Raw genomic sequence first — 23,921 nt, 5'->3', positions numbered from 1 at the left:
GACGCAATGATTGCGGCTCTGCTATACCTCTCCTCATGCTAATCCTTTCCATCGATACCGCGCTCGATGCCTGCGCCGCGGCCGTGCTCGACACCAGCGCGGGCGGTGTGATTGCCCGGGAATCGCAGGCGATGAAGCGCGGTCATGCCGAGGCGCTGATGCCGCTGATCGCGCGCGTCATGAAGGCGTCCGGCGTTACCTTTGCCGCGCTCGACCGCGTCGCCGCGACGACCGGTCCAGGCAGCTTTACCGGATTGCGTGTCGGCCTGTCCGCCGCCCGCGGCGTTGCCCTCGCCGCCGGCAAACCGGTGGTGGGCGTAACGACACTGACGGTGTTTGCCGCCCCCATCGTCAGCGAGAGCAGCGAACATCCCGTCATCGCCGCGATCGATGCGCGGCATGATCACGTCTATTTCCAGGTGCTGGGCGGCGACGGCAGTTCGCTGGTCAAGCCGAAGGTGGCGCCGATCGCCGAAGCGCTCGATGCGGCGCGCTTCGGCACGCCGCATCTGGTCGGCAATGCGGCCAATATTCTGGCCGAGCGCTGGCCGGCCGGTGCGCCGCAGCCTTTCAAAATCAATCAGCAGGCCGCGCCCGACATCGCCTGGGTGGCGTGGCTGGGCGCCGCGGTCAATCCCGAGAGCTCACCGGCACGGCCCTATTATCTGCGCGCGCCTGACGCCAAGCCGCCGAGAAGTCCGTTATCCGACGCATCGCAGCCGCCGGCATCATGATGACATGGTTGACCGAATGGTGGGGCGGCGGCACTTCGGTGATCGAACCGGCCATTCCACGCGATGCGGCACGTTTGGCGCAACTGCACGGCGCATCGTTTCACCGCGGCTGGGGCGAAGGCGAATTCGAGGTGATGCTGACCGAGCGCAACACGCTCGTGCACCGTCTCAGACTCGGGCGCAAGATCATCGGCTTTGCGGTGTCGCGCATGGCGGCCGATGAGGCGGAGCTATTGTCGATCGCCATCGACGCGACTGAGCGTGGCCGTGGTCTGTCACGCAACCTGTTGCTGACGCATCTCGGCCATCTCGCCGGCCGCGGCGTGCGCAAGGTGTTCCTCGAGGTCGAAGAAAATAATCAGCCGGCGCGGCGGCTGTACGAATGGGCCGGCTTCGAGGTCGTCGGCCGCCGGGAACGCTACTATCAGCAGCCCGGCGGGGAGCAATTGAATGCGCTTCTGATGCGGCGTGACTTGTCGTAATATGTGGAGGTTGGCACAACAGCCCAACGTGTTCCTCAAGGCCCCAAGGTCATGCCCGTACTGAAATCCCCGTCTGCGCAAAAAAATACCGGCATCGAAGCTCGCTGCGCCGCCACCGGCATGCGCATGACCGAACAGCGCCGGGTGATTGCGCGTGTGCTCGCGGAATCCGCCGACCATCCGGATGTCGAGGAGCTTTACCGGCGCTGCGTCGCGGTCGACGACAAGATCTCGATCTCGACGGTATATCGCACCGTCAAGCTGTTCGAGGATGCCGGCATTATCGAGCGGCACGATTTCCGCGAGGGCCGCGCACGCTACGAGCAAATGCCTGACAGTCACCACGATCATCTGATCAATCTGCGCGACGGCAAGGTGATCGAGTTCACCTCCGAGGAGATCGAGAAATTGCAGGCCGAGATCGCCCGCAAGCTCGGCTACAAACTGGTCGACCACCGGCTGGAGCTTTATTGCGTGCCGCTCGACGACGACAAATCCTGATCGCGTGCCAACTTGAACCCGAACTTCGATCTGGTCATCTTCGACTGCGACGGCGTGCTGGTCGACAGCGAAGTCATTTCGTGCCGCGCGCATGCGGAAATTCTCAGCCGCCACGGCTATCCGATCACGTCGGAGCAGGTGTTTCACCGCTTCCTCGGCCGCTCGACGCGCCAGGCCAACCTCGAAGTCGAGGCCGAACTCGGCCGCGCCCTGCCCGACGATTTTCATCTGCAATTGCGGGATGAGCTGCACCGGACGTTCGAAGCCGATCTGAAACCGATACCGCACATTCACAGCGCGCTCGATGCCATCACCCAGCCGGTCTGCGTGGCATCGAGCGGCTCGCATCAACGCATGCGAATTAGCCTCGGCCGCACCAGGCTCTATGATCGGTTTGCGCCGAATATTTTTTCGGCCTCACAGGTCTCTAACGGCAAACCCGCACCGGACCTTTTTCTGTTCGCGGCCGGACAGATGAACGTTGTTCCGGAACACTGCGTCGTGATCGAGGACAGCGTTCCCGGCGTCACCGCCGGCCGCGCCGCTGGCATGACCGTGCTCGGTTTTCACGGCGGCAGCCATTGCCAGCCGGGCTATGCCGAGATGCTGCGCGCAGCCGGGGCCATCGCGACGTTCGACGATATGCGGCAATTGCCCGGGCTTATTGAGAAAATCGGGGTTAAGGCAACACCGAACCGGGCTGTGTACTGAGAATCGGTCAATGTCTGCTTTGCTCCATAAAGCAGGATCTTTATCGACACCTTCGGTACGTAAGGAACCACTGAATATCTGCGGACGTTTTGTTGTATCCCTCATTTCGAGCGAGAGACAACCTCAAGCAGGAGGTTCAGATGTCTACACGCATAGTGACCGCAGCAGCATTCGCCCTTATCCTCGCGTCGCCAGCGTTTGCTGATTGTAACCAGGAACTGAAGGCGCTGGAACCGAACGTCGTTGCCGCGGGGACGGGCGCGAGCCCGAGCGAATCGGGAACGCCGGGGACCAAGCACCAAGAAGAGGTTCTGGCCGGTAAGCAAAAGAGCGCTGAGCCTGAAACCACCGGATCAACGGCAGCGGCCGTGCAGCCCACTTCACCGCATCAGGAGCAAGTCACTAGCAAGAGCAGCACCCAGCGCACCGAACATGCCAACCAACTGATGGCCGAAGCCCGCAAGATGTCTGAGGCTGGCGACGAACCAGGGTGCATGAAGAAAGCGGCAGAACTCAAGGACGTCCTGGGAGTCAAGTGAGCGTCAGGTTGCCGGGTGCGCAAAACTGGCAATGGCCTTGGATCATCGCTCTTGATTCTTGGCTTTCGTAGCGGCGCGTAACGGGCAAGTGGACGGACTGTTGAATATGCAGCGGGAACGCTGTGCTCATGTCTTTATCGGGCATAGCAGGTTTCCCGCTGGTAGGGTCATGTTGTAATCGCCGGTACCAACTTTCTTCTGGTTCGCCGTGCTTTGCGATGGAGCAAACGCGCGCCTTTGCCTCGAAAATGACGCTTATCACGCTGGATTTCCGGCCCTTTAGCCTATACTTAAGCCCCGCGCGCCGGATTGGCGCCACTCAAGCCCGATACCCAAGGTTCCATGAAGCCGCCGCGCAAGCTGCATATCAAGTCCTATGGCTGCCAGATGAACGTCTACGATGCGCAACGCATGGTGGATACGCTGGCGGGCGAGGGCTTTGTCGAGACTGAAAGCGCTGACGATGCGGATCTGGTGATCCTTAACACCTGCCACATCAGGGAAAAGGCGTCCGAAAAGGTCTACTCCGAACTCGGCCGGCTGCGCATCGCCAAGGACGAGGCGGCACGCAGCGGGCGCGAGATGCGCATTGCGGTTGCCGGCTGTGTCGCGCAAGCCGAGGGCGAAGAGATCATCCGCCGCGCGCCGACGGTTGACGTCGTGGTCGGGCCGCAAAGCTATCACCACTTGCCGCAGCTATTGGCGCGCGCGAAGAGCGAAGGTCGCGCGCTGGAAACCGAATTTCCGGTCGAGGACAAATTCGGCTTTCTCCCCGCCCCCAAGCCGGATGCGATCCGCGCGCGTGGCATCTCCGCTTTCGTCACCGTGCAGGAAGGTTGCGACAAGTTCTGCACCTTCTGCGTGGTGCCCTATACGCGCGGCGCGGAAGTCTCGCGCCCGGTCGCAAAGATCGTCGACGACGTGAAGCGCCTGGCCGATAATGGCGTGCGCGAGATCACCCTGATCGGGCAGAACGTCAACGCCTATCATGGCGACGGCCCCGATGGCCGGACCTGGCCGCTCGGCAGACTGTTGCATCGCCTGGCGGAAATCGAGGGCATCGTGAGGCTGCGCTATTCGACCAGCCACCCCCGCGACGTCGACGATTCGCTCATTGCCGCGCATCGCGATCTCGCAGGCCTGATGCCGTTCGTCCACCTTCCGGTGCAGTCCGGCTCCGACCGCGTTCTTGCTTCCATGAACCGCAGGCATACCGCCGATGACTACCGCCGCGTCATCGACCGTTTTCGCTCGGCGCGCCAAGATATTGCATTTTCATCGGATTTTATCGTCGGTTTTCCGGGCGAAACCGAGGGAGAATTTGCCGCGACCCTCGCGCTTGTCACGCAAATCGGATACGCTGCGGCTTATTCGTTCAAATATTCGCCGCGGCCCGGCACGCCGGCGGCGGACATGCGGGAGACGGTGTCAGCGGCTGAAATGGACGAGCGATTGGTGCGGCTCCAGGAATTGATCGACAGTCAGCAATCGGCCTTCAACAGGGCCATGATTGGCAACACCGTCGATGTGCTGTTCGAACGCACAGCCCGCAATCTCGGCCAGATCGTCGGCCGCACCGCCTATCTTCAGCCCGCGCATGTGTTTGCCTCGCCCGACATCATCGGACAGGTGCTGCCGGTCAGGATCGAGAGCCTGGAGCGTTACAGCCTGCTCGGCGAACTCGCTGATACCTCTGCGCGCGCTATCCCATCACCTGTTTCACACGTGACCGATTCTTCTCAATTGACCAATTCTTCTCAAAAGATCATGGGAGCCTGAACCCTTGCCAAAAAGCGCATCGGATTCATCTTCGCTCGCTCCCAGCCGCAAATTTGATCGCGACATGCAAATTCCGCCCGAGACCCAGGTCGTCATTGATTTCGACGACAACCGCGCCGCTTCCGCCCTCGTCGGCCCTTACGGCCAGAACCTGGCGCTGGTCGAACGGCGGCTCAACGTTGTGGTCGATTCCCGCGGCAACCACATCACCATCGCCGGCTCGCGTGACGGCTGCGATGCCGCACGGCGCGTGCTGGAGACGCTCTATTCACAGGCCGTGCAAGGCCACGACCTCTCGCAGGGCGAAGTCGAAGGCGCGATCCGCGCCGTCCTCGCGCAGGGATCGCTGTTCGAGTTCGACGCCAAGACCGCAAAGCCCTCGTTCGAGACCATCAACCTGCGCAAGCGTCCGGTGCGCGCCCGCACCGCGGCGCAGGATTCCTACATCCGCGCACTGAAACGCCACGAGCTGGTGTTCGGCATCGGCCCGGCCGGCACCGGCAAGACCTGGCTTGCGGTGGCGCATGCCGCGCAATTGTTCGAACGCAAGGAAGTCGATCGCATCATCCTGTCGCGGCCTGCGGTCGAGGCCGGCGAGCGACTCGGCTTCCTGCCGGGCGACTTGCGCGAAAAAGTCGATCCTTACTTGAGGCCGATCTATGACGCGCTGTACGACCTGATGGACGCGCGAGTGGTGGAACGTGCATTGCAGGGCGGAGAAATCGAGATCGCGCCGCTGGCCTTCATGCGCGGCCGCACCCTGACCAATGCCGTGATCATCCTCGACGAAGCGCAGAACACCACATCGATGCAGATGAAGATGTTCTTGACCCGGCTCGGCGAGAACAGCCGCATGATCGTCACCGGCGATCCATCGCAGGTCGACCTGCCGAACGGACAGGCTTCGGGGCTTGCCGAAGCCTGCAAGCTGCTCGACAACGTCGACGGCATTGCGCAGGTGAAATTCACCGCGGAAGACGTCATCCGCCATGAACTGGTGGCGCGGATCGTCGCCGCCTATGAGGGATTGCCGCAGAAACCGGCAACCGGAAAATCTTGACCGCAAACTCTTCGCGCCCGGACCTGCCGCCGGCAGGCCGGGGCGCAACCGCAACATTGCAATGCAAACCGCTGGAACGCTCGTGTCGTCCGTCCTTCCTCTCACCGAAGTACTCGTCGTCGCCGATGGCTGGCAGACCGAGCCGGAGGCCGAGGCGGTGATCCATCGCGCCATCAATGCGGCGGCCGAAATCGCCGATGCCGACGTCGGCGATACGGAACTTGCGGTCATGCTGACCGACGATGCCGGAATCCGCACGCTGAACAGCAACTGGCGCGGCATCGACAAACCCACCAACGTGCTGTCGTTTCCGGCGCTGCAGCCGACCGCGGGGGCGCCTGCCGACGCGCCGCGTATGCTCGGCGATATCGCCATCGCCTATGAGACCACCCGGAAGGAGGCCGATGACGAAGAAAAGCCGTTCGATCATCACCTCAGCCATCTTGCGGTTCATGGGTTCCTGCATTTGATCGGGTACGACCACGAGAAGGACGACGATGCCGAGGCCATGGAGGATCTCGAACGGGAGATACTCGCGCAGCTCGGCATTCCCGATCCGTATGCGGATCGGGAGCGGATGGACTGAAATGCCGGACTCCGACCCGATACAGGACAACCCGCGCAACATGCGCAACCTGCCGGTGGTGGTGCAGGAAGGCGAGGTTCTGCGTCCGACCGCCGAAAGCTGGCTGATACGGGCGATCCGCACGCTGTTCGGCTGGAGGGGGGGATCGGTGCGCGCCGATCTTCAGGTGGTGCTCGATACGTCCACTCCTGACGATGCCGGCTTCTCCGCCATCGAGCGCACCATGCTGCGCAACATCCTCGGTCTCAACGAGCGGCGCATCGCCGACGTGATGGTGCATCGCGCCGACATCGTCGCCGTCAAGCGAGATATTCCGCTCGGCGAATTAATGAGCCTGTTCGAGAGCGCGGCGCATTCGCGGCTCGTGGTCTACAACGAAACCCTCGATGACCCCGAAGGCATCGTTCACATCCGTGACCTGCTGGCGTTCATGACCGCGAAGGCGCGCGTCGGCGACACCACCAAGCCCAAGCGCAAGAAGCCGTTCCCGGCGGGGCTCGACCTGCGCGCGGTCGACCTCGCAATGCCTCTGGCCGAGGCCAACATCATCCGCAAGCTCCTGTACGTGCCGCCGTCGATGCGGGCGATCGATTTGCTGGCGCAGATGCAGGCCTCGCGCATCCACCTGGCGCTGGTGGTGGACGAATATGGCGGCACCGACGGGCTGGTCTCGATCGAGGACATCGTCGAGCAGATCGTCGGCGAGATCGACGACGAGCACGACAGCGATGAGCCGCCATCGATCGTCCGCCAAGGAGATAACGCCTTCATCGCCGATGCCCGCGCCAGCCTCGAGGATGCGCGCAAGATGATCGGCGAGGAATTCGTCACCGGCGAGGCCGGCGAGGAAGTCGAGACGCTTGGCGGCTATCTCGTGGCGCAGGTCGGCCGCCTGCCGGTGCGGGGCGAGGTGATTGCGGGCCCGGGCAATTTCGAGATCGAGGTGCTCGATGCCGATCCGCGGCGGGTCAAACGGCTGCGGATCGGGATCCGGAAAGAGCGCCCCGCGCCGCGCGCGACGCGCGAGCGAAGCCGCCGCGAGGCCGCGCCCGACACCAGCGCGCCGCCGACCAATGACAATACGCCGCCGCCTTCCGGCGATGGAGCCGGCTCGCAGTGATCTCAACCAGCAAATTCCGCGCCGCGGGACTTTCGATCATCCTGGCCTGGGGCTGGAAGCGCGCGGCGCTCGCGCTCGTCGCCGGCGCCATGTCGGCTCTTTCGATGGCGCCGTTCAACGCCTGGCCGGTGCTGTTTGTGACGTTTCCGGTCGTGGTCTGGCTGATCGACGGCGCGGCGGCGGGAAAATGGCGCGGGGTGCCAGCGGCGGCGATGGCGGGCTTCTGGTTCGGGCTCGGCTATTTCGTGCCCGGGCTCTACTGGATCGGCAACGCCTTCCTGGTCGACGCCCCGACCTTTGCCTGGATGATGCCGTTCGCAGTGCTCGGCCTGCCGGCCTATCTCGCCTTGTTTCCGGCGCTCGGCTTCGCGCTGGCGCGGCTGATCTGGACGCGGGACGCGTCGCGGGTTCTGGCGCTCGCGATCGGGCTCACCGTCAGCGAATGGCTGCGCGGCTATCTGCTATCGGGATTTCCCTGGAATGCCTTCGGCTATGCGCTGTCGGAGCCCTTGGCGCTGGCGCAGGCGGCGTCGCTGATCGGGCTGTGGGGCATGACCTTCCTCAGCGTTGCGATCTTTGCCAGCCCGGCGGCGCTGATCGACGGTTCATCGCGCGGCCGCAAGCCCTGGATCGCGCCGGTGGCGGCGCTCTTGCTGCTCGTGGCGATGGGAATTTACGGCGCTGCGCGGCTGTCGCTGCAGCCGACGGCCCTGACCAAGGTCAAGCTCCGTATCATGCAGCCGAACCTGCAGCAGGACGTCAAATTCAACTATGGCGCCAAAGCGGAGGTGATGCAGAAATACCTTGCTTTGTCCGACCGCGCTTCAGGCCCACAGTCCACCGGCGTGCGCGACGTGCAGATCCTGATTTGGCCGGAATCGGCTTTCCCGTTTTTCCTGACGCGCGAAGCCGACGCGATGGCACAGATCGCCGAGCTCCTGCCCAAGGGCACGGTGCTGATGACCGGCTCGGTGCGCGCTCCGGACACCCCGCCCGGCGTGCGTGTCTCGCGCGCCTACAATTCGATCTATGTGATCGACCATGACGGCGGCGTGCTGTCGGTCTACGACAAGCTGCATCTGGTGCCGTTCGGCGAGTATCTGCCGTTTCAAGAATGGATGGAGAAGCTCGGATTCGTGCAGCTTACAAAAGTCCACGGCGGCTTCATTCCGGGCACGCGGCGCCGCGCGATGGAGATACCGAATGCGCCGCGCGCGCTACCGTTGATTTGTTATGAGGCGATTTTTCCCGGAAATGTTGCAGCGCGTGACGACCGCCCCGGCTGGATCGTCAACCTGACCAATGACGGCTGGTTCGGAAATTCAACGGGCCCCTACCAGCACCTGCAGCAGGCGCGGCTGCGTGCGATCGAGGAAGGTCTGCCGATGGTGCGCGCCGCCAACACCGGCATCTCGGCGGTGATCGATCCCTCGGGGCGAATTGTGGCACAGCTCGACCTCGGCATCGAAGGCGTGCTGGATGCCAGCCTGCCGTTCGCGCTGTCGCCGACCGTTTATGCTCGCCTTGGAGATATCCCCGCGGCTGTGATTGTGGCCGCAGCCTTGTTGGTCGTCGTCAGACGCCGCGTTGCGAAGCACGCTGCCTGAGATTTACACATGACCGAGTTGTCACGGGTTTACTAAAAAAGCTGCGTGCGCGGTTCCACCAGTTGACAGACAGCCTGTGATTCGCTTTCTGCGCTTGCAAGCCAAAAACGACAACCAGTCACTTCCGTTGCTCAGATCGTCCGCAATTCTACCCGATCCTCCGAGCAGGATATGACGGTACCGGCGCGCCTGAGGCATAGAATTTCCACTGCGAATTTCCACTGCCTCATGCCCGGCGCGCAATCCTAGGAGTGATGCAGATGTCCACCAAAGCGCCCAATCCGGTCGACAAATATGTCGGCAGCCGCGTCCGGATGCGCCGCATCATGCTGGGCATGAGTCAGGAAAAGCTGGGCGAAGCGCTCGGCCTCACATTCCAGCAGGTTCAGAAATACGAAAAGGGCACCAACCGGGTCGGCGCCAGCCGCCTGCAGCAAATCTCGGAGATTTTGCAGGTGCCGGTGTCGTTTCTGTTCGATGGCGGGCCGAGCGGCATAGCGAATCCGGACGGATTTGGCGACGGTGCCTCTCCGGCCTACGTGTCCGATTTCCTCGCGACATCGGAGGGGCTGGCGCTGACACGCGCGTTCACCCGCATCACCGATTCCAAAATGCGCCGCTCCATCGTCGAATTGGTCGAGCAGATCGCGTCGCGCGACGGCCCGGACCCGCGTTGATTTTTGTCCCGCACCGATTGAGAATTTCGTATTCCGGAATATGCCGTCATTTCGCGCCCGCATCGGCGCGGGTCCACGATGTGCAATTGCGCATCGGGACATGACACCGTATCGGATACGACATGACGATAAAAAATCCCTTCGATTCCGCGCCGATCCTCGAGGGCATTCGCCGCTGGGTCGAAATCGAGAGCCCGACCGAAGCGCCTGAGCAGGTCAACAAGCTCGCCGACCTCGTCGCTGAAGGCTATCGCGGCCTGCCCGCGATGGTGGAGCGGATCGCCGGCCACTCCGGCTGCGGCGATCACCTGGCGGCGCGCTCGTTATGGGGACGAGACGAACCGGGCATCCTGGTACTGAGCCATCTCGATACGGTGCATCCACTTGGCTTCATCGAGCGGCTGCCATTCCGGATCGAGGGTGACAGCGCATTCGGCCCGGGCATCTACGACATGAAGGGCGGCGCCTATCTCGCCTATCATGCGTTTCGGCAAGTCTGCACCGACAGTGCGCGGCCGCCGCTCGGCATCACGCAGCTCTATGTCTCCGATGAAGAGATCGGCAGCCCGACCTCGCGCGCGCTGATCGAGGCCGAGGGCCGCAAGGCCAAATATGTGCTGGTCACCGAACCGGCACGCGACGGCGGCAAGATCGTCACCGGACGCAAGGGCGTCGGTCGCTTCGATGTCTTCATCAAGGGCGTGCCCTCGCATGCCGGCACCCGGCCGGAAGATGGCCGCAGCGCCATCCGCGAACTCGGCAATGTCATTCAAACGCTGGAGGCGATGAACGATCTTGCACGCGGTATCACCGTCAATGTCGGAGTTGTCCGCGGCGGCACCAAGCCGAACGTAGTCGCGGAAGAGGCCTATGCCGAGGTCGATTTGCGCGTGCCGACGATGGCCGATTCCGACGAACTCGTTGCGAAGATCCTCAATCTGAAATCGCGCAGCGCAGGCGTCACCGTCAAGGTGATCGGCGAGCTGAACCGTCCGCCTTACGAAAAGAGCAATGCCGGCGCGGCGCTTTACGAGCATGCCAGGGCGATTGCGGCGGAGATCGGCTTCGATCTGGTCGACACCTCGACCGGCGGCGGCTCCGACGGCAATTTCACAGCGCCGCATACCGCAACCCTCGACGGCCTTGGCGTCGACGGCCGGGGCGCGCATACCCATTACGAGCAGATGTACGTCTCCTCGATCGAGCCGAGGGCGCGGCTGTTGTACCGTCTCTATCAGACGCTGCGATGATGACCGCCCCGCGCGACACCGGCGACCGCGACGCACCGCCGGATGACGGCGCGGCTACGCATGCGCACGGTTCGTTCTTCGGCCGCCGCAAGGGCCACAAGCTCCGCATCCATCAGGCCGACCTGATCGACAAACTGCTGCCGCATCTCGCGCTCGACATTGCGACGCCTGCGCCAGAGCGGCTTGCCGATCTGTTCGATGGCCGAGCTACGGATGTCAGGCTCGAGATCGGGTTCGGCGGCGGCGAACATCTGATCGCGGAAGCGCAGGCCTATCAGAACATCGGATTCATCGGCTGCGAGCCGTATGTAAACGGCATGGCCAAGATCCTGACGCAGATCGAAGCACACAACATCGGCAATATCAGGCTCTATGCCGGCGACGCCGCGGAATTGCTGGCCTGGCTGCCGCCGCGCTCGCTGACGCGGATCGACCTGATCCATCCCGATCCCTGGCCGAAGCGGCGGCACTGGAAGCGGCGCTTCGTGCAGGACGCAACGGTGAAGGCGATGGCGCGCATTCTCAAGGACGGCGGTGAATTCCGCTTCGTCAGCGACATCGACGATTACTGCGCCTGGACGCTGGCGCATCTGATGCGCTCGCCGGATTTTGTCTGGACCGCCGAGCGTGCCGCCGACTGGCAAAAACCCTGGGACGGCTACACCATGACGCGCTACGGCCGCAAAGCCGAACGCGAGGGAAGAGTGGCGGCGTATCTGCGGTTTCGGCGTGTCGGCTAGCGGGCGTGTGCCCATAGACCTGGATTACGTGGTACGGAGCGGCCGGCCCGCTAAACCACAGCGCTTGGCCGGAACCTTTTTGAGCCTGGATGCTTGAGTCCAACCCTTGCGGGGCGACGAATTGAGAGGCGGTAATGGTCCTGATGGGACTTGGCGCGCTCCTCGTTATCGGCGGACTCCTGTATATGGCGCGCACCACTATTTGGCGGGGACCGCTTAGCGGCCGGGATTCCGCCAGACCGGCCCGCCAGACGTTGGAGCCGCCACAGCGCAGCGTGCGATTCTTGGGGCTTGGCGAGAATTGGCCGGGCCTTCTCCTTATGGTCCTCGGTGGAGTCCTGTTGGTATCGGGGGCCAATTTCTAGAGCCTGATGAAGCAAGCTTATGGTCCGTCACCCCGGGATGAACGCGATCGCGGTCACCCCGGGTTAGCCGCGGCGCTGCGCGGCCCCCGACGGGCGAAGGCCGCTCAACGGCGCGATATGCCGTTCTATTCCACCGTTACGCGCTAGCGCTCGCGGCTCCACGGGAAGAGATTGGCCGGGAAATCCGCCGCGTAGCGGTGCCCTTTCCGCAGGCGAGGCTGTTGCTGTGGCGGATTGGAATCCGGCTCCACCACTTTTCGGTACAGATGCCAGGTGGCATGACCAAGCACCGGCAGAACGACCGCGAGACCGACGAAGACCGGCAACGAACCAAGCACCAGCAGCGCCGCAACAATCAGTCCCCATCCGGCCATTTCAACCGGATTCTTCATCACGACCCGCAGCGAGGTCCGGATCGCGTCAATCGCAGTCGCATGGCGGTCGAGCATCAACGGAAACGACACAACGCTAACGCACAGCGCCACGACCGCGAACAGAAAACCGACGCCGCAACCAATGATGATGAGCGACCATCCGTCCGGCGTCGTCAGCACGCGCGTTGCAAAGTCAGGGATGCTCGCGGCCGGAGCGTGGCCGAAGATCTCAACGTAGATTGCGTTCGCTGCGCCGATCCAGGCCCCGAACAGAACGAGCAGGAGCACGCCGAGTTCGATCATGGCACCGAAAGCCGGAGCGCGCAGCACGGAAAATGCATCCCATGCGCCGACTTCCTCGCCGCGCTCGCGGCGGCGGCTGAGCTCGTAGAGACCAATCGCGGCAAAGGGTCCAATCAAGGCAAACCCGGCTGCCAGCGGAAATAGCAGCGGCAATACCGAATAGCCAAGGACCAGCCTGAACAGGAAAATACCGAGAACGGGATAAATCACGCACAGGACAACCGCGTGACTTGGCATTGCGCTGAAGTCTTCCCAGCCCAGGCGCAGCGCCTCGCGCAGGTCGGATAGTTTGATTTTACGAACGGGATATGTGGCGGCGTCGCCGAATACGTGCCGTGCAACTCTTGAGATATTGTCGGAATACACAGTGGCCATGGACGCACCCTCCCGTGCTGAAAGTCGCGGCGGCGAAACGACGCGCTTTCCAGGCACGCGTGTCACCCTCTGCGGGAACGCGACCGAGCCGAGTACGGCAAACCCTGGTCCAACGAAGGAGCTTAGCCGGACGAAACTTGTCGCGACCTGCCCAACAAGCTTAGCGCTATGGTACCCAGACAGCGCTCACGGTTCGGTGAACTGTGCACGTTCGCGGGCATTTCGCGCTGCGTCATCATCAACGATTGCAGCCGACGCTGGGCAGCTCGCGGCATCCGCGCAGCGTCCGACGCTCAAGTGACCTATTGACGACAGCCCCGACGCGTACCATCCTCATTTCTGACGCCCCAGATCTGAATGGAACCGGTCGTAACGTGTGCTCGGTGCCACGTTTGGATGTCGCGACCGGTCAAAGTGGGCGAGGCAAGACGCACTGCGATGGCGCATGTGAAGTCAGCCATCGAGAGAGATGCGGGCTCCGCCCTTTGATTCGTCTCCGTTGCCTTTGATGGCAAGGAGGAATGAGGGATGGCTGTCGCTATCGTACTGCTTATGGTCGCCGTCGGCTCGGTGCTGTTTCACATCTACAGCCCGTGGTGGTGGACGCCGATCGCCACCAACTGGCGCTACATTGACGACACGATCAACATAACCTTCTGGATCACCGGGGCGGTCTTCTTCGCGGTCATCGCTTTCATGGCCTATTGCGTCTTCCGCTTCCATCACAAGGAGGGAAGGCAGGCAGCCTACAATCCCGAAAACAAAAGGCTCGAGTGGTGGCTCACAGTAGGGACCGCCATCGGCGTTGGAGCCATGTTGGCGCCCGGCCTGGTGGTCTGGCACCAGTTCGTTACGGTTCCTGCAGACGCTACCGAAATCGAAGTCATGGGCCAGCAATGGAACTGGAGCTTCCGCCTCCCCGGCAAGGACGGCCGGATGGGTACAACCGATGTTCGCTACGTCAGCTCCGACAACCCGATGGGCTTGAACCCCGACGATAAGCATGGGCAGGACGACGTTGTCATCGCAAGTGACGACTTGCACCTGCCCGTCGGGAAGCCGGTCAAGGTTTTGCTTCGCTCCCTTGATGTGCTGCACGATTTCTATGTGCCCGAGTTCCGCGCCAAGATGGACATGGTCCCGGGCATGGTCACCTATTTCTGGATGACCCCGATCCGAACCGGAACGTTTGATGTTCTCTGCGCCGAATTATGCGGCGCTGCGCACGCGCAGATGCGCGCCAAAGTCATCGTCGACGAAGAGAGCGACTATCGGGCCTGGCTGGAGAAGCAGAAGACGTTTGCGGAATTGTCAGGCCGAAGCGCCGTTAAAAGGGCAACGTACGAATCCGGCGGCAAATAAGAAACGCTGCTTCGAAGAAGATATATTGGGCGCGCAAGACTCTCCGATCGCGCCCTGATGGAAGAAGCGACCGGGAGGTAAGTCGATGGTCGATGTCCCGTATGACAGAATCGCAGACGTTCCGCCTGCCGAAGTGCCGGAGGTTGAGCTCTATCATCCCAAAAGCTGGTGGACGCAGTACGTCTTTTCGCAGGACGCCAAAGTCATCGCCATCCAGTACTCGCTGACGGCGACGGCAATCGGGCTAGTGGCTTTGGTGCTGTCGTGGCTGATGCGGCTGCAATTGGGATTTCCTGGCACATTCTCCTTCATTGATGCGAACCAATACCTCCAGTTCATCACCATGCACGGCATGATCATGGTGATCTACCTGCTCACGGCGTTGTTCCTTGGAGGCTTCGGCAACTACCTGATCCCGCTGATGGTCGGCGCCCGGGACATGGTCTTCCCCTATGTGAACATGTTGAGCTACTGGGTCTACCTGCTTGCGGTCCTAGTGCTGGCCTCGACGTTTTTCGTGCCCGGCGGCCCGACCGGTGCAGGCTGGACGCTCTACCCGCCGCAGGCGATTCTCTCCGGCACTCCAGGACAGGATTGGGGCATCATTCTCATGTTGACCTCCCTGATCCTGTTCATCATCGGCTTCACCATGGGCGGGCTGAACTACGTGGTAACCGTGCTGCAGGCGCGCACGCGCGGCATGACGTTGATGCGCATGCCCCTGACGGTGTGGGGCATCTTCACGGCAACCGTCATGGCGCTGCTGGCCTTCCCGGCGCTATTCGTCGCCTCTGTCATGATGCTGTTCGACCGCTTGCTGGGAACCAGTTTCTTCATGCCGGCCCTCGTCGAGATGGGTCAGCAGTTGAAGTATGGCGGCGGCAGCCCGATCCTGTTCCAGCACCTGTTCTGGTTCTTCGGTCACCCGGAGGTCTACATCGTCGCACTTCCGGCCTTCGGCATCGTGTCCGATCTGATCAGCACGCATGCGCGAAAAAACATCTTCGGCTATCGCATGATGGTTTGGGCGATCGTGGCGATCGGCGCGCTCAGCTTCATCGTATGGGCGCACCACATGTATGTGAGCGGCATGCACCCGACTTTCGGGTTCTTCTTCGCCACGACGACGCTCATCATCGCCATCCCCACCGCCATCAAGGTCTATAACTGGGTGCTGACCCTGTGGCGCGGTGACATTCATCTCACAGTCCCGATGCTGTTTGCCCTCGGCTTCATCATCACGTTCGTTAACGGCGGGCTCACCGGCCTCTTCCTCGGTAACGTCGTCGTCGATGTCCCGCTTTCGGATACCATGTTCGTTGTCGCGCATTTCCACATGGTGATGGGCGTGGCGCCGATCATGGTTGTGCTGGGCGCGATCTATCATTGGTACCCCAAGGTAACGGGACGGATGATGGACGATTGGATGGGCAAGTTTCATTTCTGGGTCACGTTCCTCGGTGCCTATCTGATCTTCTTCCCGATGCATTATCTTGGGCTGCAGGGAGTCCCGCGCCGTTATCACGACCTTGGCGAAGCGACGTTCATCACGCCGTCGGTCCATGCGCTCAACGCTTTTATCACCGTTGTGGCTTTGATCGTGGGCTTCGCCCAGATGGTGTTCCTGTTCAATCTTGTCTGGAGCTATTTCAAGGGCCGTCCGTCCGGAGGCAATCCATGGCGGGCGACAACACTGGAGTGGCAGACGCCGGAGACTCCGCCCGGACACGGCAACTGGGGCAAGGAGCTCCCGGTGGTCTATCGCTGGGCGTATGATTACAGCGTGCCAGGTGCCAAGGAAGATTTCATTCCGCAGAACCAGCCGCCGGCGACACGGGCCGTCCAGGGAGCCGCGACGTGAGCGCCATCATCCTGTTCATGGCTGTGATAGCGGTGATCATCGGATGGTGGCTGTCGCAGCAACGGCTGACAGCCAAACCCTGGCTGGAAGAAGGTTCGATCGATCACTTCCCGGGCACGGGAGCAATGACCCTGCCGGCGGCGAAGATCGGACTGGGAGTGTTTCTCGCGGTCGCCAGTTCGTTATTCGCGCTCTTCATGAGCGCTTATTCCATGCGCATGAACATGGTGGACTGGCGGGCGCTGCCCGTGCCGGGGCTGCTGTGGTTCAACACTGGCGTCCTGGTCGTAAGCAGTGTCGCGCTGCAATGGGCATACGTGGCCGCGCACAGAAACAACATGGACGGTGTAATCGTCGGCCTGTGCGCTGGGGGAGCGTCTGCCGTAACATTCCTGGTTGGGCAACTGCTGGCGTGGCAACAGCTAAGGGCCGCGGGCTATTTCATCGCGTCCAATCCAGCCAATTCCTTCTTCTACATGATTACAGCGGCGCACGGGTTGCACCTGATGGGCGGTCTGGTGGCGCTCGGCAGAACCACTGCCAAGGTGTGGCGCGGCGCTGAGATGCCCCAGGTGCGCCTGAGTGTGGAGCTCTGCACGATCTACTGGCATTTCCTGCTGTTGGTCTGGCTGGTCTTGCTTGGTCTGTTGACGGGCTGGACCGACGATTTCGTCGACATCTGTCGCCGGCTGCTCAGCTAGGGAGAGACCAGATGGCAGAGACGGTGCTGACAAACCCTGGAAAATCGCCTGCGCAGACTGCCGGCTGGAAGGGTATCGCCGCCGACTGGTCGTCGGATCAGCGCGCCTTCAAGAATGTCTCTTGGGGGAAGGCCATGATGTGGATCTTCCTCCTGAGCGACACCTTCATCTTTAGCTGCTTCCTGCTGTCGTACATGACGGCGCGAATGTCCACGACCGTGCCGTGGCCGAATCCGAGCGAGGTGTTCGCCCTCACGATTGGCGGACATCACATCCCCCTCATCCTGATCGCCATCATGACCTTCGTCCTGATAAGCAGCAGCGGGACGATGGCGATGGCCGTCAATTTCGGCTACCGACGCGATCGCGTCAAAACCGCAGTCTTGATGCTGGTCACAGCGGCACTTGGCGCAACGTTCGTCGGAATGCAGGCCTTCGAATGGACCAAGCTGATCATGGAAGGCGTGCGGCCCTGGGAAAATCCCTGGGGTGCACCGCAGTTTGGTGCAAGCTTTTTCATGATCACCGGATTCCACGGCACTCACGTGACGTTCGGCGTGATTTTCCTGATCGCCATCGCGCGAAAGGTCTGGCGGGGAGACTTCGACGTCGCAAGGCGCGGCTTCTTCACGAGCAGAAAGGGACACTACGAGATCGTCGAAATCATGGGCCTCTACTGGCACTTTGTCGACCTCGTGTGGGTGTTCATCTTTGCCTTCTTTTATCTTTGGTGAGGTCGGCGCATGACAAACGTGGCAGTACATCTGGAAGCACAACAACCTTCGCTGCAAACCCATGCGCATGATGCAATCGCAGCTCCAGCCGCGCACGAAAAGGGGCAGCAGCATCCGATCAAGCTCTATCTCGTGGTCTGGGGCTGGTTGTTCGTCCTCAGCGCCTGCTCGTATCTCGTCGACTACTTCGGCTTACACGGCTATCTCAGATGGTCCCTGATCCTGTTGTTCATGATGTTGAAGGCGGGCCTGATCGTCGCCGTCTTCATGCATATGGCCTGGGAGCGGCTGGCCCTGGTCTACGCCATCCTGCTGCCGCCGGTGTTGGTGCTGGTGTTCGTGGCCATCATGGTGTTCGAATCCGACTACACGCACCTGATCCGGGTCCTGTTCTTCGCCTCCCCGACGTAATCAGCTTTGCTTCGTATCGGAGGTGCTTCAACACGTCGCCAGCTCGCTTGCAACAGGGGGGGCATCAGTCTCATGCAAATCAATCGTTCAATTCTCCTTCGCGGGAGGTATGCCACGGTCGGGGATTATGTCGCGCTGACAAAGCCGCGCGTCATGTCGCTCGTCGTGTTTACGGCACTCGTCGGTCTCATGGTCGCGCCCGGCGACATCGATCCATTCGCCGGTATGGCTGCCATTCTTTGCATAGCTGCCGGAGCTGGCGCCGCAGGTGCTCTCAATATGTGGTACGACGCCGACATCGATGCGGTGATGGCGCGTACCGCCATGCGTCCCATTCCTGGCGGCCGCGTATCTCGCTCGGAAGCATTGGTTTTCGGACTGACGCTCGGCGTGTGTGCCGTTCTGGCTCTCGGCACTTTGCTGAACCTGGCCGCGGCTGCGCTGCTTGCTTTCACAATTTTCTTTTATGTCGTCGTCTACACAATGTGGCTCAAGCGCCGAACACCGCAGAACATTGTCATTGGCGGTGCTGCCGGCGCACTCCCTCCGGTGATCGGCTGGGTTGCTGCCACCGGAAATGGCGGGATCGAGCCGCTCATCCTGTTCCTGATCATCTTCCTTTGGACGCCACCCCACTTCTGGGCACTGTCGCTCAATCTTGCCGGAGAATATACCAGGGCCGGCGTGCCGATGCTGCCGGTCGTAGCCGGCGGGGTCGAAACAAAACGCCAGATTCTTCTCTACAGCGTTTTTCTCGTTCTGATCTCACTGCTACCTTGGGCGCTGGGGTTCGCCGGAGCGATCTATGGCGCGGCTGCGGCGGTCCTTGGGGCGATCATGGTTTTTCTTTCATGGCAAGTACATCGGAGCGACGATAAGCAACGGCGGCCTGCTCGTCGTCTGTTTGCGTTTTCCATACTCTATCTGGTTCTTCTGTTTGGTGTGCTGCTGATGAATGCGACACCCTACGCTCAGTCCCACTAAGGCATGATGAGTTTTCGACGTTGGCTCCTCGCAATGACGAGCGAGGCAGATCGCTACCGCGTCTTCCAGAACTCGACGACGCGCTGGGCGGTCATGGGCATCAGGCGCACGTAATTCACACGCGCGCTTTCGATCTCGGCAGGTGATGCCGTCCGGTTCGGACCGAGCCGAAGGATGATCAGCGCGCGCACCGCCGCCCATTCGAGATCGATGGCTTTGCCGGCGATCAGGATCGGATCGTAGCGATCGCCGCTGATCAGGCGGTCGAGGGTTTCGATCTTGACGCCGGTCATCGCCGACAGCGCGGCGATCGATTCCTCGTATTTGAAGGCCCTGGCAAAGTTGAGCAATGCGCCTTCGCCGAGCGCGCCTTCGCGGTGGAGCTTCAGCACCGTGCGCTGCGCCGGCACGAAGTCGCGTCGCTCCTCGCGTTCGGACGGGCCGGTGATAGCCGTCATTGCCTGCTTGATATCGGCCTGCCGCTCAGGCTTGACGACCTGGAACAGGCGGCGACGGATGACGTCGATGGAGCCGGAGAGCAGCTCCTTCAATTGCGTAGGTGACAGATCGTCGCGCTGGCCGAGCCTTATCGTCAGCACGCCGTCCTGGCCGGCGCGCTTGATCAGCGTCGAATAGCCTTCCGATGAAAAGGCCGCGCCCGCATTGCCGGCGGCGCGCCTGACCACCGCACGGTCGCCGCGGGCGATCATGACGTCGGTGAGCTCGGCCGAAAGCGTCGGCCGCTCCGCCATCGCCAGCAGATGACCCTGGCCCTTCATGGACGCAATTTCGATTAGCATCTTCTCGGCGATGACCGGCGAGTGGCGCAGCAACGGGCCTGCAATGGCAATTTCATCTTCATGGGCGAGTTGGCCGACCAGGCCACGCGGCGCATTCGCCAGCGTCGACAGGCGCTCGGCCAGTTCGGCGCGCGCCTCGATCTCGGCATGCGGAACGAGGCTGGTCAGGACGCCGTCGAAAAAATCGACGTGATCGGGACGGAAGCTTGCTGCACCCTGCAGGAAGAGCTCGCTGATACGACGCGCGGCATCGGCGCGGCGCTTGGGGTCGCCACGACTGACAATGTCGTCGAGTTCGGGGATCAGCGATGGCGAAACAATCATAAACCCACCTAAACCGGCCAAAATTGGCTGGTTTCGGGAAATCTAGGCAGCGTTCATGAATGAAGGGTTAGGCTTTACCCCGCTCTCAAAGCTTGGCAAAATCGGACTTAACGGGATTGCGGGCCTTGTCGGATTGCGGAAAAACCGCTATATCCGCGGCAACTTATGGTTCTCATACGATCGCGTATTGAGAGTGGGCCCCCCGGGACCCGCTCTTTTTTATTACCTGAACCCGCCTTGCCCAGAACGGGGCCTCAAGGGCGGTTCGGGGAACCGGCCGGACCTCCGGTTAGGCCCGGCCTAAACCCATGCAAGTAAGACGCTTTTGACCCTGGACATGACCGATCCAACTGCTGTTCCCGAGGATGCCGACCTCTTGGCCGAGCCCCGTCTCGTCGTCGAGCCGGGCGTGGCGGCGCGGGTGTCGGCCGTTGCCGGGCCGGTTTTGCAGGGAATGGGCTACCGCCTAGTCCGGATCAAGATTTCCGGCGAGGCCGGATGCACTGTCCAGATCATGGCGGAGCGGCCCGACGGCTCGATGCAGATCGAGGATTGCGAGGCGATCTCGCGGGCGCTGTCGCCGGTGCTCGACGTCGCCGATCCGATCGAGCGCGCCTACCGTCTGGAGATTTCATCGCCCGGCATCGATCGCCCGCTGGTGCGCCGCTCCGATTTCGAACGCTACGCCGGTCATCTCGTGAAAATCGAAATGGCAGTCGCCCATCAGGGCCGCAAGCGCTTCCGTGGTACGCTGGCAGGTGTCGAAGGCAATGCCGTGCGGCTACATCGGGATGACACACGCGCGGACGAAGATGGCGACGTGCTCCTGGTGATGGAAGACATCTCCGACGCCCGGCTGGTTCTGACCGACGAGTTGATTGCGGAATCGATGCGGCGCGGCAAGCAAGCCGAGCGCGAGTTGAAGCAGAATCTCGGGCTGACGCCGCCGCCTCCGCCGCACGCAAAAAAGAGTGATCCGGCCAAAAGCAACAAACCGAAGCCGAAGCCCGGCAAGAAGCTGGAGCCGACGAATACCAAGAAACACCGCCTCGCCGCAGAGAGACTGCGCAGAGGCGAGATCGATCCTACCGAAGGAGACTAGGTCATGGCAGTCAGTGCCAACAAACTCGAGTTGCTGCAGATCGCAGACGCGGTCGCCCGCGAAAAGTCGATCGACCGCGGCATCGTGATCGCCGCGATGGAAGACGCCATCGCCAAGGCGGCCCGCGCCCGTTACGGCAGCGAGACCGACGTTCACGCCGAGATCGACGCCAAGAAGGGCGAACTGCGGCTGTCCCGCCACATGCTGGTGGTCGATCACGTCGAGAACTCGGCGAACCAGATTTCGCTGGCGGACGCGCAGCGCGCTAATCCGGGCGCCCAGGTCGGCGACACCATCGCCGACACCCTGCCGCCGTTGGAATATGGCCGCATCGCCGCGCAATCCGCCAAGCAGGTGATCGTGCAGAAGGTGCGCGAGGCCGAACGCGACCGGCAATACCAGGAATTCAAGGACCGCATCGGCGACATCGTCAACGGCGTCGTCAAGCGCGTCGAATATGGCAGCGTGATCGTCGATCTCGGCCGCGGTGAAGCCATCATCCGCCGCGACGAAATGCTGCCCCGCGAGGTATTCCGCAACGGCGACCGCGTCCGCGCCTATATCTTCGATGTCCGCCGCGAAACCCGCGGACCGCAGATCTTCCTCTCCCGCACCCATCCGCAGTTCATGGCCAAACTGTTCGCGCAAGAGGTGCCTGAGATCTATGACGGCATCGTCGAGATCAAGGCGGTGGCCCGCGATCCCGGCTCGCGTGCGAAAATCGGCGTGATTTCCCGGGATTCCTCGGTGGATCCGGTCGGCGCCTGCGTCGGCATGCGCGGCTCGCGCGTGCAGGCGGTGGTGAACGAACTGCAGGGCGAAAAGATCGACATCATTCCGTGGTCGCCCGACATCGCAACCTTCGTCGTCAACGCGCTGGCGCCCGCCGAAGTCGCCAAGGTCGTGATCGATGAGGACCGCGAGCGGATCGAGGTCGTGGTTCCCGACACCAACAATCAGCTCTCGCTGGCGATCGGCCGCCGCGGCCAGAACGTGCGCCTCGCCTCGCAGCTCACCGGCTGGGACATCGACATCCTCACCGAGCAGGAAGAATCCGAGCGCCGTCAGGCCGATTTCGAGAACTCGACCCGCGTTTTCATGGAAGCGCTGAACGTCGACGAAGTGGTGGGTCAGTTGCTGGCATCCGAAGGTTTCACGTCGGTCGAGGAACTGGCGCTGGTCGATGCCAAGGAGTTGGCCGGCATCGAGGGCTTCGACGAGGAAACCGCCAACGAGCTGCAGAGCCGGGCGAGAGAATATCTGGAGCAGCTCGAAACCGAGCTGGAAAACAAGCGCAAGGAACTCGGCGTGGAAGATGCAATGAAGAAGGTCCCCGGCGTGACCTCGAAGATGCTGGTGAAGTTCGGCGAAAACGACATCAAGACGGTCGAGGATCTGGCGGGCTGCGCCACCGACGATCTGGTCGGCTGGACCGAACGCAAGGAAGGCGGCGAGCCGACCAAGCATCCCGGCATTCTCGACGCCAACGAGATCTCGCGCGAAGATGCGGAAGCCATGATCATGCAGGCTCGCGTCATTGCCGGCTGGATCACCGAGGCCGAACTCGCCAAGCAATCCGAGACGGCTGAAGCCACCGAAGACCAAACGGCGTAGTGCGGGTGTTCCGCAAAACCGAAACTCTTTTCTGCGCGCAGACCGTGCGCAGATGACTGGAGCTATCAAACAGGCATGCTCGCTTTGGCTGACCCCGATCTCGACCATGGGCCGCGGACCGACAAGTCCGCGACCATGCGGATGTGCGCGGTCAGTCGCGAGGTGCGTCCGGTCGACGAGCTGATCCGGTTCGTTGTCGCCCCCTCGGGCGAGGTGATCCCCGATTTGAAACGCAAGCTGCCCGGCCGCGGCCTCTGGGTGTCGGCCTCGCGCCGGACGGTTGCGGAAGCGGTGCGGCGTCACCAATTTAACAGAGGGTTCAAGCGCGACGTCCGGGTCGCGGCGACCCTTCCCGCCGATACCGAGGCCCTGCTGGAACGAAGCTGCACCGAGGCACTGGCCATGGCGGCCAAAGCCGGTCAGGTGGTTTCCGGCTTTGCCAAGGTCGAGGGCCTGCTCGAACAGGGCAGGGCCGCAGTCTTGATCCACGCTTCCGACGGCGCGGCCGACGGAATCCGCAAATTGGACGCGATCGCCGGGCAAAGGGGCCGAAATATCGGTGAATCGCGGGATTTGCCGATTGTTACTGCTTTAACCTCGGCACAATTGGATTTGGCACTGGGCCGGTCAAATGTGATACATGCTGCGCTGCTCGCGGGCCCGGCGAGCAAGACGTTCCTGTCGCGCTGCCAGATCCTGGTTCGATACCGGACGGACGATGACGACAAGACCGGAATGGCGACCAGAAATTCTGACTGACAGATTGGTTCCGAAGACCTGCTTTAAGACGGTGCGGAAACCGCACAACGCTAACGAGATTAGGAC

General features: G+C 62.0%; 25 protein-coding genes. 22 read left to right on the top strand and 3 right to left on the bottom strand.

The genetic code is table 11. The annotated features are described in order from the left end of the window. The first annotated feature begins 35 nt into the window (after positions 1-35). The 5 genes from tsaB (at position 36) to KJQ96_RS12095 (ending at position 2,967) form a co-directional block, all read left to right on the top strand. Complete coding sequence (gene tsaB / locus KJQ96_RS12115) at positions 36-734, top strand: tRNA (adenosine(37)-N6)-threonylcarbamoyltransferase complex dimerization subunit type 1 TsaB (protein ID WP_213286821.1); 699 nt, start codon at positions 36-38, stop codon at positions 732-734. Continuing rightward, entirely contained in the window at positions 731-1,216 is a 486-nt protein-coding gene (rimI, locus tag KJQ96_RS12110) for a ribosomal protein S18-alanine N-acetyltransferase (protein ID WP_057844713.1), read from the top strand. The genes tsaB and rimI overlap by 4 nt, the downstream gene beginning before the upstream one ends. A gap of 51 nt (positions 1,217-1,267) precedes the next feature. Continuing rightward, positions 1,268-1,717 carry a Fur family transcriptional regulator gene (locus KJQ96_RS12105; protein WP_028347833.1) on the top strand — a complete coding sequence of 150 codons (450 nt, stop codon included), beginning with the start codon at positions 1,268-1,270 and terminating at the stop codon, positions 1,715-1,717. A gap of 12 nt (positions 1,718-1,729) precedes the next feature. Beyond that, positions 1,730-2,428, top strand: coding sequence for an HAD family hydrolase (locus tag KJQ96_RS12100; RefSeq protein ID WP_213286820.1), 699 nt, complete (start codon positions 1,730-1,732; stop codon positions 2,426-2,428). A 140-nt stretch (positions 2,429-2,568) separates the two neighbouring features. Next, positions 2,569-2,967 (top strand): hypothetical protein, encoded by a 399-nt coding sequence (locus KJQ96_RS12095; RefSeq protein ID WP_213286819.1) that lies wholly within the window; start codon positions 2,569-2,571, stop codon positions 2,965-2,967. Here the strand turns inward: KJQ96_RS12095 and KJQ96_RS12090 are convergent. Then, on the bottom strand, positions 2,960-3,229 hold the full coding sequence (locus KJQ96_RS12090) for a hypothetical protein (RefSeq protein WP_213286818.1): 270 nt from the start codon (positions 3,227-3,229) through the stop codon (positions 2,960-2,962). The two genes, KJQ96_RS12095 and KJQ96_RS12090, sit on opposite strands and share 8 nt — an antisense overlap. Positions 3,230-3,309: 80 nt before the next feature. On the opposite strand from KJQ96_RS12090, the gene miaB reads away from it, so the two are divergent. The 8 genes from miaB to trmB all read left to right on the top strand — a co-directional run bounded on the left by miaB (position 3,310) and on the right by trmB (position 11,786). Beyond that, complete coding sequence (gene miaB, locus KJQ96_RS12085) at positions 3,310-4,746, top strand: tRNA (N6-isopentenyl adenosine(37)-C2)-methylthiotransferase MiaB (protein ID WP_213286817.1); 1,437 nt, start codon at positions 3,310-3,312, stop codon at positions 4,744-4,746. Positions 4,747-4,750: 4 nt separating this feature from the next. Further along, on the top strand, positions 4,751-5,806 hold the full coding sequence (locus KJQ96_RS12080; RefSeq protein WP_213286816.1) for a PhoH family protein: 1,056 nt from the start codon (positions 4,751-4,753) through the stop codon (positions 5,804-5,806). A 61-nt stretch (positions 5,807-5,867) separates the two neighbouring features. Further along, positions 5,868-6,392: an rRNA maturation RNase YbeY gene (ybeY, locus tag KJQ96_RS12075; RefSeq protein WP_213286815.1), complete on the top strand. Its 525-nt coding sequence runs from the start codon at positions 5,868-5,870 to the stop codon at positions 6,390-6,392. Between the two features lies 1 nt (position 6,393). Next, positions 6,394-7,512: a hemolysin family protein gene (locus KJQ96_RS12070; RefSeq protein ID WP_213286814.1), complete on the top strand. Its 1,119-nt coding sequence runs from the start codon at positions 6,394-6,396 to the stop codon at positions 7,510-7,512. Beyond that, on the top strand, positions 7,509-9,119 hold the full coding sequence (lnt, locus tag KJQ96_RS12065; protein WP_213286813.1) for an apolipoprotein N-acyltransferase: 1,611 nt from the start codon (positions 7,509-7,511) through the stop codon (positions 9,117-9,119). Before KJQ96_RS12070 ends, lnt begins: the two co-directional genes overlap by 4 nt. Before the next feature lie 260 nt (positions 9,120-9,379). Continuing rightward, positions 9,380-9,796, top strand: coding sequence for a helix-turn-helix domain-containing protein (locus KJQ96_RS12060; RefSeq protein WP_028347841.1), 417 nt, complete (start codon positions 9,380-9,382; stop codon positions 9,794-9,796). A 122-nt stretch (positions 9,797-9,918) separates the two neighbouring features. Further along, positions 9,919-11,046 (top strand): M20 family metallopeptidase, encoded by a 1,128-nt coding sequence (locus KJQ96_RS12055; protein ID WP_213286812.1) that lies wholly within the window; start codon positions 9,919-9,921, stop codon positions 11,044-11,046. Next, positions 11,046-11,786, top strand: a complete 741-nt coding sequence (gene trmB / locus KJQ96_RS12050) for a tRNA (guanosine(46)-N7)-methyltransferase TrmB (protein ID WP_375293162.1) — start codon at positions 11,046-11,048, stop codon at positions 11,784-11,786. Before KJQ96_RS12055 ends, trmB begins: the two co-directional genes overlap by 1 nt. Before the next feature lie 508 nt (positions 11,787-12,294). Here trmB and KJQ96_RS12045 read toward each other — a convergent pair. Further along, entirely contained in the window at positions 12,295-13,203 is a 909-nt protein-coding gene (locus KJQ96_RS12045; RefSeq protein ID WP_213286810.1) for a DUF2189 domain-containing protein, read from the bottom strand. A 528-nt stretch (positions 13,204-13,731) separates the two neighbouring features. Between KJQ96_RS12045 and KJQ96_RS12040 the strand changes: the two genes are divergently transcribed. The 6 genes from KJQ96_RS12040 (at position 13,732) to KJQ96_RS12015 (ending at position 19,256) form a co-directional block, all read left to right on the top strand. Next, positions 13,732-14,565, top strand: coding sequence for a cytochrome c oxidase subunit II (locus tag KJQ96_RS12040; RefSeq protein WP_213286809.1), 834 nt, complete (start codon positions 13,732-13,734; stop codon positions 14,563-14,565). Positions 14,566-14,650: 85 nt separating this feature from the next. Next, on the top strand, positions 14,651-16,426 hold the full coding sequence (locus KJQ96_RS12035; RefSeq protein WP_213286808.1) for a cbb3-type cytochrome c oxidase subunit I: 1,776 nt from the start codon (positions 14,651-14,653) through the stop codon (positions 16,424-16,426). Next, positions 16,423-17,127, top strand: a complete 705-nt coding sequence (locus tag KJQ96_RS12030) for a cytochrome c oxidase subunit 3 (protein WP_213286807.1) — start codon at positions 16,423-16,425, stop codon at positions 17,125-17,127. The genes KJQ96_RS12035 and KJQ96_RS12030 overlap by 4 nt, the downstream gene beginning before the upstream one ends. A gap of 11 nt (positions 17,128-17,138) precedes the next feature. After that, the gene (locus KJQ96_RS12025; protein ID WP_213286806.1) at positions 17,139-17,861 is read left to right on the top strand and encodes a heme-copper oxidase subunit III family protein; all 723 of its coding nucleotides are present in this window, start codon (positions 17,139-17,141) and stop codon (positions 17,859-17,861) included. A 9-nt stretch (positions 17,862-17,870) separates the two neighbouring features. After that, positions 17,871-18,272 carry a cytochrome C oxidase subunit IV family protein gene (locus KJQ96_RS12020; RefSeq protein ID WP_213286805.1) on the top strand — a complete coding sequence of 134 codons (402 nt, stop codon included), beginning with the start codon at positions 17,871-17,873 and terminating at the stop codon, positions 18,270-18,272. 72 nt (positions 18,273-18,344) lie between these two features. Then, positions 18,345-19,256, top strand: a complete 912-nt coding sequence (locus KJQ96_RS12015; protein WP_213286804.1) for a heme o synthase — start codon at positions 18,345-18,347, stop codon at positions 19,254-19,256. Positions 19,257-19,309: 53 nt separating this feature from the next. Here the strand turns inward: KJQ96_RS12015 and KJQ96_RS12010 are convergent, their stop codons facing one another. Continuing rightward, positions 19,310-20,380, bottom strand: a complete 1,071-nt coding sequence (locus tag KJQ96_RS12010; protein ID WP_213286803.1) for a DUF2336 domain-containing protein — start codon at positions 20,378-20,380, stop codon at positions 19,310-19,312. Positions 20,381-20,717: 337 nt separating this feature from the next. On the opposite strand from KJQ96_RS12010, the gene rimP reads away from it, so the two are divergent. The 3 genes from rimP (at position 20,718) to KJQ96_RS11995 (ending at position 23,855) form a co-directional block, all read left to right on the top strand. Further along, positions 20,718-21,482 carry a ribosome maturation factor RimP gene (gene rimP / locus KJQ96_RS12005; protein ID WP_213286802.1) on the top strand — a complete coding sequence of 255 codons (765 nt, stop codon included), beginning with the start codon at positions 20,718-20,720 and terminating at the stop codon, positions 21,480-21,482. A gap of 3 nt (positions 21,483-21,485) precedes the next feature. Then, complete coding sequence (nusA, locus tag KJQ96_RS12000) at positions 21,486-23,096, top strand: transcription termination factor NusA (protein WP_057844732.1); 1,611 nt, start codon at positions 21,486-21,488, stop codon at positions 23,094-23,096. A 75-nt stretch (positions 23,097-23,171) separates the two neighbouring features. Beyond that, a complete protein-coding gene (locus KJQ96_RS11995; RefSeq protein WP_213286801.1) occupies positions 23,172-23,855 on the top strand; it encodes an RNA-binding protein in 684 nt (227 codons plus the stop codon). Positions 23,856-23,921: the final 66 nt, after the last annotated feature.

Source organism: Bradyrhizobium sp. sGM-13 (assembly GCF_018398875.1).
GTDB lineage: Bacteria > Pseudomonadota > Alphaproteobacteria > Rhizobiales > Xanthobacteraceae > Bradyrhizobium.
Note: the sequence above shows the minus strand (reverse complement) of the source record. Positions and strands in the feature narration are given on the sequence as shown.

Bases quoted from the DNA above. Each gene is read 5' to 3' on its own strand.
- nusA (WP_057844732.1), top strand. From the start codon at position 21,486: ATGGCAGTCAGTGCCAACAAACTCGAGTTGCTGCAGATCGCAGACGCG.
- KJQ96_RS12025 (WP_213286806.1), top strand. From the start codon at position 17,139: ATGGCAGAGACGGTGCTGACAAACCCTGGAAAATCGCCTGCGCAGACT.
- rimI (WP_057844713.1), top strand. From the start codon at position 731: ATGATGACATGGTTGACCGAATGGTGGGGCGGCGGCACTTCGGTGATC.
- KJQ96_RS12045 (WP_213286810.1), bottom strand. From the start codon at position 13,203: ATGGCCACTGTGTATTCCGACAATATCTCAAGAGTTGCACGGCACGTA.
- miaB (WP_213286817.1), top strand. From the start codon at position 3,310: ATGAAGCCGCCGCGCAAGCTGCATATCAAGTCCTATGGCTGCCAGATG.
- KJQ96_RS12040 (WP_213286809.1), top strand. From the start codon at position 13,732: ATGGCTGTCGCTATCGTACTGCTTATGGTCGCCGTCGGCTCGGTGCTG.
- tsaB (WP_213286821.1), top strand. From the start codon at position 36: ATGCTAATCCTTTCCATCGATACCGCGCTCGATGCCTGCGCCGCGGCC.
- KJQ96_RS12070 (WP_213286814.1), top strand. From the start codon at position 6,394: ATGCCGGACTCCGACCCGATACAGGACAACCCGCGCAACATGCGCAAC.
- ybeY (WP_213286815.1), top strand. From the start codon at position 5,868: ATGCAAACCGCTGGAACGCTCGTGTCGTCCGTCCTTCCTCTCACCGAA.
- rimP (WP_213286802.1), top strand. From the start codon at position 20,718: ATGACCGATCCAACTGCTGTTCCCGAGGATGCCGACCTCTTGGCCGAG.
- KJQ96_RS12105 (WP_028347833.1), top strand. From the start codon at position 1,268: ATGCCCGTACTGAAATCCCCGTCTGCGCAAAAAAATACCGGCATCGAA.
- KJQ96_RS12010 (WP_213286803.1), bottom strand. From the start codon at position 20,380: ATGATTGTTTCGCCATCGCTGATCCCCGAACTCGACGACATTGTCAGT.
- KJQ96_RS12035 (WP_213286808.1), top strand. From the start codon at position 14,651: ATGGTCGATGTCCCGTATGACAGAATCGCAGACGTTCCGCCTGCCGAA.
- KJQ96_RS12055 (WP_213286812.1), top strand. From the start codon at position 9,919: ATGACGATAAAAAATCCCTTCGATTCCGCGCCGATCCTCGAGGGCATT.
- KJQ96_RS12020 (WP_213286805.1), top strand. From the start codon at position 17,871: ATGACAAACGTGGCAGTACATCTGGAAGCACAACAACCTTCGCTGCAA.
- KJQ96_RS12015 (WP_213286804.1), top strand. From the start codon at position 18,345: ATGCAAATCAATCGTTCAATTCTCCTTCGCGGGAGGTATGCCACGGTC.
- KJQ96_RS12060 (WP_028347841.1), top strand. From the start codon at position 9,380: ATGTCCACCAAAGCGCCCAATCCGGTCGACAAATATGTCGGCAGCCGC.
- KJQ96_RS12095 (WP_213286819.1), top strand. From the start codon at position 2,569: ATGTCTACACGCATAGTGACCGCAGCAGCATTCGCCCTTATCCTCGCG.
- trmB (WP_375293162.1), top strand. From the start codon at position 11,046: ATGACCGCCCCGCGCGACACCGGCGACCGCGACGCACCGCCGGATGAC.
- KJQ96_RS11995 (WP_213286801.1), top strand. From the start codon at position 23,172: ATGCTCGCTTTGGCTGACCCCGATCTCGACCATGGGCCGCGGACCGAC.